Consider the following 13,376-nt stretch of genomic DNA (forward strand, 5'->3'; position numbering starts at 1 on the left):
GATGAAATGAATACTGCCTTTTATTTTTCAGAAGGCGTTGCAAGATGGTTTTTTTGCCGGTTTTTATTAAAATCCGCTACCACCCGAACAATTTCTTCAGGATCATCTAAAAGATGAAAAATACTAAGATCTTTTTCGGAAATCATTTCTTCTTTTAAAAATTTATCTTTCACCCAACGGACCATGCCTTTCCAGTAGTCTTTGCCTACAAGAATAACGGGCACCTTCCGGATTCGTTGCGTCTGAATCAATGTAATGGTTTCAAACAGCTCATCAAGGGTTCCAAAACCTCCCGGCATAATAATGAAGGCCTGGGCATATTTTAAAAACATGACCTTTCGAACAAAAAAATATTTAAATTCTATTTGTGTGGTAGCATAAGAATTCGGCTTTTGTTCAAATGGCAGTGTAATGTTTAATCCGATAGAATCGGCACCTCCTGCCGCTGCCCCCTTATTGGCAGCCTCCATAATTCCGCCGCCTCCACCGGTAATAACCGAATATCCTTTTTTGGCAAACAATGCTGCAAGGGTTTCGCACTTTTTATAATACGGGTGTTCACAGCTGGTTCTCGCAGATCCGAAAATGGATACCGCAGGACCAAGATTATGTAACGCGTCAATTCCTTCGACAAATTCTCCCATGATTTTAAACAACCGCCATGACTCCCCTGGTTTAAAATCATTAATGGGATATTTTCCGTTGATTATATGTTTTTCCATGTTGATTATTCCAATAACTTTCTTATATTTATACCCGTGTGAAGGGATAGAATATGGTAAAATAAATCAATATGTGTTATTTTACCCAGTAAATCAAAGGCCTATCATACAAAAATATAACAGTCAATTATAAGCCGTCTTACATTGACATTTTTTGGGGAAAGATATAAAGAAAAGAAAAAATTTCATGGAAAGAATAAGATTGAAAAACAGTGGAATAATTGCTCGCAGAACATCGGTTAAAAATGAACTTGGAATGCACGCAAGACCAGCATCCAAAATTGCACAAATAGCTGAGTCAGCTCAATCTGACGTATGGCTTTGTGCAAATTCAACTAAAGTTGATGCAACAAGTATCATCGACATACTAACTCTGTGTGCTGTAAAAGGAACTAAGATTGTGATCGAAATTAAAAATCAGGAAGATATTATGGTTCTTGATCAGATAGTTGATTTTTTTGAAGCCGGTTTTGGAGAAACATAAAGATGAATATCTCAAAGTCAGGGCAGATAATTATTAAAGGGATTAGCGGTTCCCCCGGCATTTGTATTGGTAAAGCATATATTGTTGATAGAGAAGGCGTTAATATCACTAAACGATATCCGGTCAGTGACGCCCTGGTACCCAAAGAAATAGACAGATTCAAACAGGCTGTTTCAAAAGCAAAAAATGACCATGCCAAAGTAATTGAGTCCCTTGATAAAGATTTGGGAGAAAATTTAAATATTCTTGAAACACATATGGTGCTCTTTAAAGATAAGATGCTGTATGGCAAGACCATTGAGACCATTTCCAATGAAAAAATAAATGCTGAATGGGCATTGAGAAAAGTATCCGGCAAAGTCAAATCCATGTTCCAGCAGATTGATGATGTTTACCTGCAGGCCAGGGTCATTGATATTGTTCAGGTATCAGACAAAATCATGTCGTATCTTGTTGGAGCCCAGGATATTAAGATTTCAGATATAAATAAACGCGTCATCCTTGTGGCTCATGATTTATCGCCTGCTGATGCCAGCCAGATACAACTTGAACGGATAAAAGGGTTTGTTACTGACCGAGGAGGGAAAGATTCCCATACAAGTATTGTTGCAAAATCATTAAGGATTCCTGCTGTTTTAGGGCTAGGTCTGGCAACGACCAGTGTTAAAAATGATGATATTTTAATTGTCGATGGTTCCTCCGGAACACTGATTATCAATCCTGAGGAAGATACACTCTTCAAGTACGAAGAGCGTATGGAAAGATTCGAAGAATACAGAGCCGGTTTAGAAAGAGAAAGCCATCTGCCAGCTATTACAAAAGACGGCATTTCTTTAAATCTCATGGCCAACATTGAACTTGTGGAAGAAGTCGTTGCAGCCAAAGATTACGGGGCAATTGATATCGGGCTTTTCAGAACGGAATTTTTATATCTTGATTTAAAACGGTTCCCGACCGAGGACGAACTTTTATGTAAATATAAAGAACTTGTCGAACTCATGACTCCACAGAGTGTTACCATCAGAACACTTGATATTAATGGAGATAAGGTTAATCCTTATCTGACGGCTATTGAAGAGGCCAATCCTTCTTTAGGATTAAGAGCCGTAAGGTTCTGTCTTGAGAATGAAGATATTTTTATCACACAGTTGAAAGCTATTTTCAGGGCAGCAGCCTTTGGAAATATCAAGCTGTTGATTCCCATGATCTCCTGTGTTGAAGAAATTATTCAGGTTAAACAGGTAATTAACAAGGCGATTCTTGAACTTGAACAAGAAGCTAAAATTTTTAATAAAGATATCCCTCTTGGAGTTATGATTGAAATTCCATCTGCTGTAATGATAGCTGAACACCTTGCAGACCATGTGGATTTTTTCAGTATTGGAACAAATGACCTGATTCAATATTCCATGGCGATTGACAGGCAAAACAGACGGGTAGCCCATCTCTACCAGGCACTCAATCCGGCTGTACTAAGAATGATAAAAATGACCTGTGATGCAGCAAAGAAAAAAGGGATTGATCTTGTCATGTGTGGAGAAATGGCTGGAGATCCAATGAATATACCTGTTCTTGTCGGTATGGGATTAACTGATTTTTCCATGAATTCGGCTTCCATTCCGGAAGTTAAAAAATTGATTCGTAACCTTGATACTAAAAAAGCAAAAAAGACTGTAAAAAAAATTATGACTTTAAGTTGTGTCCAAGAAATTTCTGATTTTATTTTAGAAGAATATAAAGAAATATTTCCTTTTGATAAATTGGCTGAATAATCAATGACCTCAGAATATATTAAAATCATTGCAACCAATAAAAAAGCTCGGCATAACTATGCTATTGAATCAGAATATGAAGCAGGAATTGTTCTTGTCGGAACCGAAGTTAAGGCGATCCGGGAAGGAAGAGTCAGCTTTCAAGATGCTTATGCAGATATAAAAAACGGTGAGATCTTTTTAAGACAATTGCATATTTCACCATACAAATATGCCTACAACAGCAATCATGAATCATTGAGGACAAGGAAACTTTTGCTTCATAGATATGAGATTAAAAAACTTCGGAGTAAAATTAAAGAAAGAGGGTATACGCTTGTGCCGCTGCAAATATACTTTAAAAATGAAAACATTAAAGTTAAGATCGGTCTTGGCAGGGGCAAAAAACTATATGATAAAAGACAAAGCATCAAACAAAAAGATATGAAACGGGACCTTGATAGAGAACGAAAAAAACAATCCTATTAGCTGTCTTATTGACTTTTTAAAACGAAGTTATAAACAAAAAAGTCTTCAACGCAAAATTCCCTAATGATAAAAAACAAATACAGATTGAAAGGCTATATCATCACCGGGTACGATAGATTTTTTTATACCTGGGAGATGAATATAGTACTTGGCGAACATCGGATTGGAAATTGTTTCATTATCGGAGATATTCTTGTAATTGATTCCTGGAGCCATAAAAAGGATGGCTGTTTAAAATTGGAGTATCACGAAAAGTTAATGAAATTGCCCGCCTGGAACAAGACTCGGTATTATTGTTTTAGTACCAGCTTGCGGAATGTCAGCACAGGACAAAATCTTTCAAATTATTTTAATCAATGGCGGGTCAACCAGGAAAAAATAAATATAAGATCGGTTAATGTAGATGGGAAAGGCATCTTCCGTTTGGATAGACACAAAATTATTATTGAGGAAAATGGAAATATTTCATGGCAGGTCTATGAGGGATTGAACAAAATCAAAGAAGGGCGATGTATCATTGAATCAGGTATTCTTTTTATTGGATCTAAGGAGTATGACTCCTATGAAAAGCAAAGTAAAAAAGAATGGCTCCGCAGGTTAAAATTGTTGCCACAATGGGACAAAACATTTGCATGGAGTCACCGGAAAGTTTTGCGAACATGCCAACAGGAAAATGAAATAAAAAAATCAAATCTATTTCGTTCGAATATAGAGCATATAAAAACTATTATCACAGGCAATATGGCCCCTTCAAAAAACCACGAATATAAATATAAAAAACTAAAGAAGACTAACCTTAACCTCCTGCCACCAGGCGTTGACTGCCGGAAGCTGTCATTGAATTACTTTGCCAGAATGAAAGCTTGGCGGGATCGATTCGTACCCTTGCTGATAGAAGTCATTTGCGTCGGGTTTCGTTTTTTTTCATTGTTTCTAAAAAAAATAGTGCATGGATTCCGCAAGACAATAGAATATTTCAGCAACCGCTTTAGGCGGTAGATACGAAATTCTTTACAGTGGAATAAAGCGGGCAAGGAGATACTTTGTACAACAAACAAAAAGAAAACCAAATAAACCCTTGCTTCCCTGGAGAGCCATGTTCGGAACCATCCTAATTTCAGTCTGCACCTTCATGCATGTCTATGTTTTCTGTAGAGCATCCTCCGTACCGTTTGTGGAGCGGTACATACCCCGAAAGATATTTATCGCCACAGGCGTGATCCTCTGGGCCATTTTTTTCTTTGGTCGTATCATAGGACACAGCAGAACGGGAATTCTGGCTGGCGTCCTTGAATTTCTCGGAATGAACTGGATGGCGGTTTTATTCCTGACTTTTATTCCTCTTCTTTTGATAGATCTCATCACCTTTTTTGGTTTTGTCATGCCCCGGTTATCATCCTATCTGCGAGGTTTTGCCTTGTTAATTGGGATGCTACTCTCGCTGATCGCACTTTTTCAGGGTCTTAGGCCGCCAGTAGTAGAAAAATACGAGGTGAGTCTTCCCGGCTTACCTGATGCTCTGGATGGAACAGTGATCATTGCTCTGTCTGATATGCATCTGGGTTCACAGCTCGGCGAGAGTTGGCTGGCAGCGCGGATCGCCCAGGTAAAGGCACACCAGCCCGATTTTGTGGTTTTGCTTGGTGATATTTTTGAAGGGCATGGTCCTCCTGAAGACCAGTTGATTGACACATTTAAGCAACTCTCCGCATCTTATGGGTGCTGGGCTGTCCCTGGTAATCATGAATCTTACGGGAGAAATAAAATAGGCTTGTTTGAAGCAGCAGGTTTCACGTTGCTGAACAACGCATGGACCGAAGTGAGGCCGGGTCTTATCCTGGCAGGCGTTGAGGATCTCACGACCAGACGCCGAAACGGTCAAAGCGGCGATCCCATCTCGCAAGCGCTCGCAGGTCGTCCTCCCGGTGCTACAATTCTCCTTTCACATACGCCGTGGCAGGCTGAAAAGGCAGCTAAAGCGGGTGTAGGGCTGATGCTCAGTGGTCATACCCATGGGGGACAGATCTGGCCATTCGGCTATTTGGTCCAAAAACTATACCCCCTTCTGGACGGGCGTTACGAGGTGGATGGTATGACAGCTATCATTTGCAGAGGTACGGGAACATGGGGGCCACGCATGCGACTCTGGCATCCCAGTCAGATTCTCCATGTGACACTGCGAGGACAAAGGGAAAAGAATTTGCTTAAAGACATGCTTAGACAGTGAAAGCGGATGCGCTGTTTTTGTAAATGCCAAAGGCACTGGAGGTACGAACTACCTTAATTGTTTGTTTTGAGGGTGTCTACAATATCCTCAACCATTTTTATTTATTTTCAAAACATGATACGTACACCGTAAGTTTTATTTGGCAGCTATAGGTTTTATATGAATATATCGAAGATTGTTCTGGTGCAACCACCCATAGAAGATTTTTATCTGACAAAAAAGAGAACCATTCCCTACGGACTTGCATCCATTGCCGCCTCCCTTATAGCCAACGGATTTGATGTTGAAATACTGGATTGTCTTGCAAACCATAAATCTAAGAAAATTAAATTGCCTAAAGAATTTTTTTTCCTAAAATCCTTTTACGGCAAAAAAGATATGTCTGCTTTTTCTCTTTTCCACGCTTTCAGGCATTTTGGATACAGCTATGAATATGTTGGAACAAAAATCAGGGAAAAAGAACCGTTTATCGTTGGAATTTCCTCTCTTTTTACCGCATATTCAAACGAGTCCATAAAAACTGCCATAACTATAAAAAAATTTTACCCAAAATGTAAAATTGTATTGGGAGGCCATCACCCCACCTTTTTCCCTGAAAAAGTACTGGAATGTGATGCCATTGATTTTGTGCTCCGGGGAGAGGGAGAGATCAGTATGACCGATCTTTGTGAAGCATTGAAAAATGACACCGATCTAAAGCAGGTCCCGGGAATTGCCTTTAGAGAAAAGGATGCGTATTTTATTTCAGATTCTGCCTGGATACCGGATTTATCTGCTATCCCCATACCGGAAAACCGGCTTATAAATCATGGCTTCTACCAGAGAAAAAACCGGGCCGCAACCACTATCGTAGCCAGCAGGGGCTGCCCCATGCAATGCTCCTATTGTTCTGTTTCTGCCTCATCCGCCCATGCCCCGTTCAGGCAGCGGTCTGTTGGGAGTATCCTGGATGAAATTAAAGCGCAGGCCAAAGACGTTGATGTCGGCTTTATTGACTTTGAAGATGAAAATCTTTGTTTAAACAAGAAATGGTTTATAAAACTTTTTTCAAAAATAAAATCTTATTTTAAAGATAAAAATGTTGAGCTGCGCGCCATGAATGGTCTTTACCCGCCGGCCATAGATGAAGAGATTGTCTCCTTAATGACAGATTGCGGGTTTAAAACACTCAATCTGTCATTGGGGTCAACCTCAAAAACCCAGCTTGCAGAATTCAACCGACCTGATGTCAGAAAAGCCTTTGACAAAGCACTTGATCTTTCACAAAAATATGGCCTTGAAGCGGTTTCATACATAATTGCCGCAGCACCCAATCAGACGGCAGAAAGTTCGTTAAAGGATCTTTTATATCTTGCTCAAAAAAGAACCCTTGTGGGCCTGTCCATCTTTTATCCGGCTCCAGGCAGCCTTGATTATGAGCTTTGTAAAAACAATAAGATTTTACCTGATAATTTCAGCCTGATGCGATCTAGTGCCCTTCCGTTGGATGATACAACAACAAGAATTGAAGCGGCTACCCTGTTAAGGCTTTCCCGCATTCTTAACTTTATGAAACATCTCATGGATTCAGAAGGAACCCTGCCGGAATTAAAACCCTTTTACAGCCTGAAAAATCCTGAAACAATAAACCGGAAACTCCTGTCCAAAATACTATTACAATGGTTTTTGTATGACGGAAAGATCCGGGGTATCCATCCCAATGGAGAGATCTATATTCATCTGGCCGATATACATCTGACACAAACCTTTATCAACCAAATAAAAAACATCCGGATACAAGGTGTGAAACCACAAATTAATCCAATTGCAAAGGGCAATAAAACCTGTAATTTCATATGTAAAAAAGCATAATACTACAAGGAGAAAGGAAGATGAATTATAGAATATCACCTCTTTGGTGGCCTTTTTTGGCCATATCTTCACCCGTAATTGCACCCTGGTTGTATGTCAAAAACCAAAAATTTAAAAAAAACAGACTCAAGGCTGAAACACAAAATCGGAAAAGGATAAAACAAGCAAACCTGCTTGATCTGCCGGAACTCGATTTTCTTGAACTGACAGTGCTTGTGGAATGGTCTGCGAAAAAAGGTTTTTTAGGAGACGCCGGCGTCTCCTATCTTTTTAAAACAGATAAAGGCACACTTCTTTTTGATGTCGGTTTTGGACCGACGCGACCAGCTTTTTACCATAATGCGGGCAAACTCAAATTCCATATGGATCAAGCAGATGCACTTGTTATCTCCCATCTTCACTGCGACCATATGGGAGGAATGGCAGCGCAACGGAACCGACAGGTGTCTATTCCGGAACAATTGATGCCGTCAAGCCCCATACCCTGTTTTCTTCCGGATGCTGCTCAAGCTTCCGGTTTTGACACACAGGTCATAAACAAACCTGAAGTGTTGCCATCAGGAATTGCCACAACAGGTCCATTGGCCCGAAGCCTGTTTTTATTCGGTCTTACAGAAGAACAGGCGCTGATTGCAAGAGTCAAAGACAAAGGGCTTGTTGTCTTTACCGGCTGTGGTCATCCCACCATAGAAGTAATATTAAAAATGGTAGGCCAACTGTTCCATGAACCGATCTATGCCATTGGCGGCGGACTTCATTTTCCAATCTCTGATGGAAGAGGCAATCGAATAGGTATTCGATTTCAAACCATCATCGGAACCGGCAAACCGCCCTGGAAGAGAATTGCCGATAGTGATCTTGATAAAACGATAACGGCTATTAATAAAACGGGTCCAAAACAGGTTTTTTTGTCCGGGCATGACACTTGCGACCATTCTCTTGACCGGATGACAAGACAATTGGAAGCCGACACAAAAATATTGACTGCAGGAGAAACGTATATGTTCTAACCACCAAGGGCACTGATCATGTGCTTGCCATAAGACGATCGGGTTCAATAATACTGCCATGGGTGTCCTTTTTGATCGCCAGAGAGCCTGGGATTGGAAAGGTATGTTCGAGAAAATTTCCAGTAATACTGATATTATTATCGTTTGGTATAATAATAAAAGCAAATTGTATTGCCCTGGCAAACCGTGATTTCAGAATCGAAACAAAAAAGTGCAAACTTGCAACCGTGAGCAATGTATTGAATTTTCTTTAGGCCCAAACAGCTCATAACTTATTAGAATTAAAGCAAATAAATTGCAGTTAATCAATTTATTTGCTTTGGCACATGGTTTGCAACATAGATTATTCGCTTAAAAAATAAGCCAACTGAATGAAAAATGAAACTTAAAGGAGAACCACATGCGTGTTACAGATCTTTATAAAACTAAAGAACCGGTAATTTCCATGGAATTTTTTCCGCCCCGGAATCAGATAGCAGCAGATAAGTTCAGTGAGACGGTTGATGTATTATCAGCGCTTCATCCGGACTACTTTTCCGTTACATTCGGTGCCGGCGGTTCAACCCGGGATGGATCATATCAGGCGGTCAAGGAGTTGCTGATCAAAAAACAACTTCCGACTGTTGCTTATATCGCGGGTTTTGGATTGGGGCCGGATGACATCAGACCTGTGCTGGATGCCTATGAGAAATTGGGCATAGAAACCATTTTTGTCATCAGAGGGGATCAACCAACAACCGATGGATTTGAGAGTCATCCAGACAGTTTTTCGTATGCCTCTGAATTGATTTCATATATCAAATCCCATTATGATTTTACGCTCGGCTGTGCAGGATATCCAGAGGGGCATATCGAATCCAAAGATATTGAAACGGATATCAAACACCTGAAAGAAAAAGTGGATGCCGGGGCAGAGTATATCGTGACTCAATACTTTTATGATAATCAATATTTTTTTGATTTTGTGAGCAAATGCAAAAAAGAAGGAATTGAGGTGCCCATTATCCCTGGGATAATGCCGATTTATACGATTAAAATGACCCGAATGCTGTCTAAAGTATGTGGTTCCAGCATCCCGGCCGGACTGGAAAAAAAATTAAAGGCGATTGATCCGGAGGATAAAGATACCATATTGAAACTGGGAATAGATGTTGCAGTTGATCAATGCAGGGGATTACTGGAAAAAGGTGTTGCCGGGCTGCATTTATATACAATGGACCGCTCAAAAACAACCGTTGAAATCCTTCGGCAGCTCAGTCAGGAAAAGTGCCTGTCATTAGGATGATACCCAGTGCCCGTATGGGTGGGAGGAAAAATGAAAAAAATTGGCATAATAATTTGTGATCGTTATCATACCTGCGCAGGTGGGAAATGTCTTCGAGCCATGCGTAATCGTGAAGGTGGTTTTGCCCTGTACAAGGAAGAGGAAGTCGAGATGGTCGGGTATACGACTTGTGGAGGCTGCCCGGGTGGAAACATAGAGTACGCCCCCGCAGAGATGAAAAAGAATGGCGCAGATGTCATCCATTTGGCCACAGGGTTGGTGGTCGGCTATCCACCTTGCACACGGCTGAAAACATTTTGTGAATTCATCCCTGCTAAATACGGGCTGGACGTGGTTATTGGAACCCATCCAATTCCACAAAACTATTACTTGATCCACAAGGGTTTAGGGACCTGGCAGTCTGATCGATGGCAACGTCGTATAGGGCACGTTTTGGCTAATGAAGAAATACGATTGGCATATGATTGATACACTTTGAAATAAAGGTATGCGATAGCACGCAACGAAGAGAAATGCATTTCATTGAAAGCCGGCGCTCTCTCGCTTAATTGAAGAGGTTTTATTCCGGTTGAAAGTTGCGTTGAGCGCTGCCTTTCAAATATATTGAGGTCAACAATCCATTTAATTTTGCTTTCTCCAGTAGAATCATTTTCTGAAAATTTATTTGTCTTGCACCACAAATTATAGTACGTTGATTTTTACGGTATCCAGATCTGAGACTGTCAGAGATGCAGAGAAACAGACCGAAGATATCGCTAACCACATTAGTTCACTTATTGTTGAACATCAGAAAACAGTAAAGGCGCTTGCCAGGCATAATGAAATTTCAAACCACCTAATCAAAAAAGATTCACACACACTTTCAAAAGCAAACTCCATACTTGATCTGTTTCATCAATCCTTTGATCTCGATGTTTGTTATTTGATGGACAGGAGCGGGGAAGTTGTAGCAACCTCCAATCGTAATGACCCTAAAAGTTTTGCAGGTAAAAATTATTCTTTCAGGCAATATTTTTTGGATTCAGTTAATGGCAGTGCATCCGTTTACATGGCCCTGGTCTGGAATAGAAAAGGAAGGGGATGAATATGCTATTGATAAGTCCGGCAATAAATATCATCTTCATGAGGCAGCAATCAGAAATTACAGTGGCTGGAAGGTGCTTTATCTGGACAATCACAGGATTGCTGTTGAAAAAATGTCGGGATCTATATTCAGAACAGCAGGGTATGTGGTTATCGGTTTTATTCTGACTATGGTTGTATCGGTTTTTATGCTCTATAAAAAGGCCTCTGAAGGGATTAGCGAGCGGCAGGAGCTTGAAAAAAGACTGCGGGACATCTCCATAACAGATGAACTGACGGAGCTGTATAACAGACGGGGTTTTTTCAGGCCGGCTCTTCATCAATACCATATAGCACACAGAGACAAGATACCTATGCGTTTATATTACATGGACATTGATAACCTGAAATATATAAATGACAGATATGGTCATCAGGAGGGTGATGTTGCCATCTCGGATACAGCCAGGATATTGAAAGAAACTTTTCGTAAATCGGATATTCTTGCGCGGCTGGGAGGAGACGAATTTTCGGCCCTGATAAAGAGTACTGAAGAAATCGATATAAGCACCCGCATTCAGAAGAAAATAGATACTTATAATCGCGGTGAAGATAAGCCGTTTACATTGAGCATTAGTGTCGGAGAACTATCTTATGACCATGAAAAGCCGATGGATTTTGATGATTTTGTTAGTATGGCTGATGCGTTAATGTATGAGAAGAAAAAGGAAAAGAAAAGAAACTAAATGGACCCACATTTGGCAAAGGAATCAGCTCGGGGCCGGACATGTTTCAAAAAGAAGGAATACAATTGCATTCAGCAGATGGCGAGAATCACGGTCAAATTGACCGGGCTGTTTTTGCTCCTGCTATGGTTTGCATATACCGCAAGGTTTATATCCTTCCAGAAGAGCTTCTTCTCTGGTGTTGAATACCGCAGTGCATTTTTTACTTTTTGAATACTGACAATCGAGACTGTGAAAAACATGTGAGCCCGTATTGCCCAATAAATTGGGAATGTCATCAGTGGGTTTGTCTGTAATGGCGCTATTATTCCAACAGTCTGTCGCCTCTCCGCATTCAGGTGGCTTGCTCTCATAGTTAAGATAAATTGTCAGGCATCCGGCTAATATAAGAATTAACGGTATTATGCCAGCCAGAAGATTTAGAAAAGCTGGGAAGAATGCGAAAAAACAGGATAATCCAAGAATAATTGCTATCGATCCACCAATAATTTTTTTCATAAGTAAATTCCTTTAATTTGAAAATTCTAATAACTTGTGCAGAGTGAATAACTGTTTCTCTTATTGTATGTATTGTTATTTGAGCAATGTTGTCAAGGAATTGGATTTAGGGTGTCGACCAAGTTACCCGACAGACCTTTCTGGTTTTCATTTATAAAACTCCGTGATTGAAATTAATTGTGAAGCTGAACTTGAACAGGATTGCTAAGCAGAGGAGAACTTGTCAATATGATTGTAAAATAGAAACTCTTCTTGCATAGAAATCTTATTATTGGTATTGAGATGTTTCATTAAACAGATATCGCCGGGATAAAAATGATGGAACAAGTAGATCCAAAACTTTATGGTCTTTCACCTCGAACCGTATTAATGAAATGGGATTCTGAAGAATTTATCCTGGTCATTAACAGGAAAAGCAGAATAATAATGAAGGATGCTCTTACAATTCTAAAAAAAGTTGAAAAGATAAAAGAAAAAGTTCCAAATGCCTCTGTTGCTTTGGAAACAAACGCCCCGGTTTGCAGTAAATCAATTAAATTTTTGGAAGAGAAGGACGTTGATGTTTTGAAAAGTGTTTGACGATAACTTAAAATATTATAAGTGAAAAATAATGAGCGACAAAAAAAATACTGATTCCATAACCCCGCCAATGCAAAGTAATCCAACCTTGAAAGAATATCGCTGTCCACATTGTAATAGATTTCTTTTCAAGGGAAATGTTAAGAAGTTGAATATGCTGTGTCATCATTGTCAGAAATTGATAAATGCTGACGAAAGTGAGCTTTTAAAGATAAAAACAGACGAAACCTGAAGTCATTTCCCCTATTAATTTATTATTTTCAATGAGGGTAATTGTTGTTCCATAGTCTCATTGTGTTTGTCGATGATGCTAAAAGCACAAGACTATTCATAATAGTGCTCTTGATACCAGGAAAAATTCAGGGGCCAGACTTTGAATACAAGTACCCGTTATTCGAATTTTGATTGCAGTCACTACTGCCAAAAGAAGTCAACGCTTTTTGATTAAGGGCTTACAGAGACTGTAGATAGACAACGGGCTCGCCTTTTTACTATCCAAGAAATGGATAGTTCTTCTCAATATTTTATCTAAAAAAGTGGCTTAACCCTGTGCCTACTTTTTTGGGGGAGGATCAAAAACGTATCCGGGTTCCCATAAAGAAGAATTTTAAAAGATTTTTTCCTCTTTAAACGTCACCAGACCCTCCTTAAGAAAGATTCTTACCAGAGATA

At 39.8% G+C, this 13,376-nt stretch carries 14 protein-coding genes; 12 read left to right on the forward strand and 2 right to left on the reverse strand.

Annotation, left to right across the window (positions count from 1 at the left end; genetic code table 11):
- Positions 1–20: 20 nt before the first annotated feature.
- Positions 21–722, reverse strand: a complete 702-nt coding sequence (locus QAI40_RS08180) for a TIGR00730 family Rossman fold protein (RefSeq protein WP_299981165.1) — start codon at positions 720–722, stop codon at positions 21–23.
- Positions 723–909: 187 nt separating this feature from the next.
- On the opposite strand from QAI40_RS08180, the gene QAI40_RS08185 reads away from it, so the two are divergent.
- The 11 genes from QAI40_RS08185 to QAI40_RS08235 all read left to right on the forward strand — a co-directional run bounded on the left by QAI40_RS08185 (position 910) and on the right by QAI40_RS08235 (position 11,627).
- Positions 910–1,206, forward strand: coding sequence for an HPr family phosphocarrier protein (locus QAI40_RS08185; protein ID WP_299981163.1), 297 nt, complete (start codon positions 910–912; stop codon positions 1,204–1,206).
- A gap of 2 nt (positions 1,207–1,208) precedes the next feature.
- A complete protein-coding gene (ptsP, locus tag QAI40_RS08190; RefSeq protein WP_299981161.1) occupies positions 1,209–2,978 on the forward strand; it encodes a phosphoenolpyruvate--protein phosphotransferase in 1,770 nt (589 codons plus the stop codon).
- Between the two features lie 3 nt (positions 2,979–2,981).
- A complete protein-coding gene (gene smpB, locus QAI40_RS08195; protein ID WP_299981159.1) occupies positions 2,982–3,446 on the forward strand; it encodes an SsrA-binding protein SmpB in 465 nt (154 codons plus the stop codon).
- Positions 3,447–3,509: 63 nt separating this feature from the next.
- On the forward strand, positions 3,510–4,445 hold the full coding sequence (locus QAI40_RS08200; RefSeq protein ID WP_299981157.1) for a hypothetical protein: 936 nt from the start codon (positions 3,510–3,512) through the stop codon (positions 4,443–4,445).
- 79 nt (positions 4,446–4,524) lie between these two features.
- Entirely contained in the window at positions 4,525–5,673 is a 1,149-nt protein-coding gene (locus QAI40_RS08205; protein WP_304511548.1) for a metallophosphoesterase, read from the forward strand.
- A 159-nt stretch (positions 5,674–5,832) separates the two neighbouring features.
- Complete coding sequence (locus QAI40_RS08210; protein ID WP_299983734.1) at positions 5,833–7,524, forward strand: B12-binding domain-containing radical SAM protein; 1,692 nt, start codon at positions 5,833–5,835, stop codon at positions 7,522–7,524.
- A 20-nt stretch (positions 7,525–7,544) separates the two neighbouring features.
- Positions 7,545–8,534: an MBL fold metallo-hydrolase gene (locus QAI40_RS08215; protein WP_299983732.1), complete on the forward strand. Its 990-nt coding sequence runs from the start codon at positions 7,545–7,547 to the stop codon at positions 8,532–8,534.
- Positions 8,535–8,934: 400 nt separating this feature from the next.
- On the forward strand, positions 8,935–9,819 hold the full coding sequence (metF, locus tag QAI40_RS08220; protein WP_299983730.1) for a methylenetetrahydrofolate reductase [NAD(P)H]: 885 nt from the start codon (positions 8,935–8,937) through the stop codon (positions 9,817–9,819).
- Between the two features lie 30 nt (positions 9,820–9,849).
- Positions 9,850–10,287: a CGGC domain-containing protein gene (locus QAI40_RS08225; RefSeq protein WP_299983728.1), complete on the forward strand. Its 438-nt coding sequence runs from the start codon at positions 9,850–9,852 to the stop codon at positions 10,285–10,287.
- 196 nt (positions 10,288–10,483) lie between these two features.
- Positions 10,484–10,903, forward strand: a complete 420-nt coding sequence (locus QAI40_RS08230) for a hypothetical protein (RefSeq protein WP_299983726.1) — start codon at positions 10,484–10,486, stop codon at positions 10,901–10,903.
- Complete coding sequence (locus tag QAI40_RS08235; protein WP_299983725.1) at positions 10,848–11,627, forward strand: GGDEF domain-containing protein; 780 nt, start codon at positions 10,848–10,850, stop codon at positions 11,625–11,627. The genes QAI40_RS08230 and QAI40_RS08235 overlap by 56 nt, the downstream gene beginning before the upstream one ends.
- 123 nt (positions 11,628–11,750) lie before the next feature.
- Here QAI40_RS08235 and QAI40_RS08240 read toward each other — a convergent pair whose 3' ends face one another.
- Positions 11,751–12,125, reverse strand: a complete 375-nt coding sequence (locus tag QAI40_RS08240; RefSeq protein WP_299983723.1) for a hypothetical protein — start codon at positions 12,123–12,125, stop codon at positions 11,751–11,753.
- Positions 12,126–12,440: 315 nt separating this feature from the next.
- Here QAI40_RS08240 and QAI40_RS08245 point away from each other — a divergent pair, with 315 nt between their 5' ends.
- On the forward strand, positions 12,441–12,704 hold the full coding sequence (locus QAI40_RS08245; protein WP_299983721.1) for a hypothetical protein: 264 nt from the start codon (positions 12,441–12,443) through the stop codon (positions 12,702–12,704).
- Positions 12,705–13,376: the final 672 nt, after the last annotated feature.

The organism is Desulfobacula sp. (genome assembly GCF_030611305.1).
Taxonomy (GTDB): Bacteria; Desulfobacterota; Desulfobacteria; order Desulfobacterales; family Desulfobacteraceae; genus Desulfobacula.

Excerpts from the sequence above, each read along its gene's own strand:
- QAI40_RS08240 (WP_299983723.1), bottom strand. The coding sequence starts at position 12,125 with ATGAAAAAAATTATTGGTGGATCGATAGCAATTATTCTTGGATTATCC.
- QAI40_RS08225 (WP_299983728.1), top strand. The coding sequence starts at position 9,850 with ATGAAAAAAATTGGCATAATAATTTGTGATCGTTATCATACCTGCGCA.
- smpB (WP_299981159.1), top strand. The coding sequence starts at position 2,982 with ATGACCTCAGAATATATTAAAATCATTGCAACCAATAAAAAAGCTCGG.
- QAI40_RS08245 (WP_299983721.1), top strand. The coding sequence starts at position 12,441 with ATGATGGAACAAGTAGATCCAAAACTTTATGGTCTTTCACCTCGAACC.
- QAI40_RS08210 (WP_299983734.1), top strand. The coding sequence starts at position 5,833 with ATGAATATATCGAAGATTGTTCTGGTGCAACCACCCATAGAAGATTTT.
- QAI40_RS08215 (WP_299983732.1), top strand. The coding sequence starts at position 7,545 with ATGAATTATAGAATATCACCTCTTTGGTGGCCTTTTTTGGCCATATCT.
- QAI40_RS08200 (WP_299981157.1), top strand. The coding sequence starts at position 3,510 with ATGATAAAAAACAAATACAGATTGAAAGGCTATATCATCACCGGGTAC.
- QAI40_RS08235 (WP_299983725.1), top strand. The coding sequence starts at position 10,848 with ATGGCAGTGCATCCGTTTACATGGCCCTGGTCTGGAATAGAAAAGGAA.
- QAI40_RS08180 (WP_299981165.1), bottom strand. The coding sequence starts at position 722 with ATGGAAAAACATATAATCAACGGAAAATATCCCATTAATGATTTTAAA.
- QAI40_RS08185 (WP_299981163.1), top strand. The coding sequence starts at position 910 with ATGGAAAGAATAAGATTGAAAAACAGTGGAATAATTGCTCGCAGAACA.
- metF (WP_299983730.1), top strand. The coding sequence starts at position 8,935 with ATGCGTGTTACAGATCTTTATAAAACTAAAGAACCGGTAATTTCCATG.
- ptsP (WP_299981161.1), top strand. The coding sequence starts at position 1,209 with ATGAATATCTCAAAGTCAGGGCAGATAATTATTAAAGGGATTAGCGGT.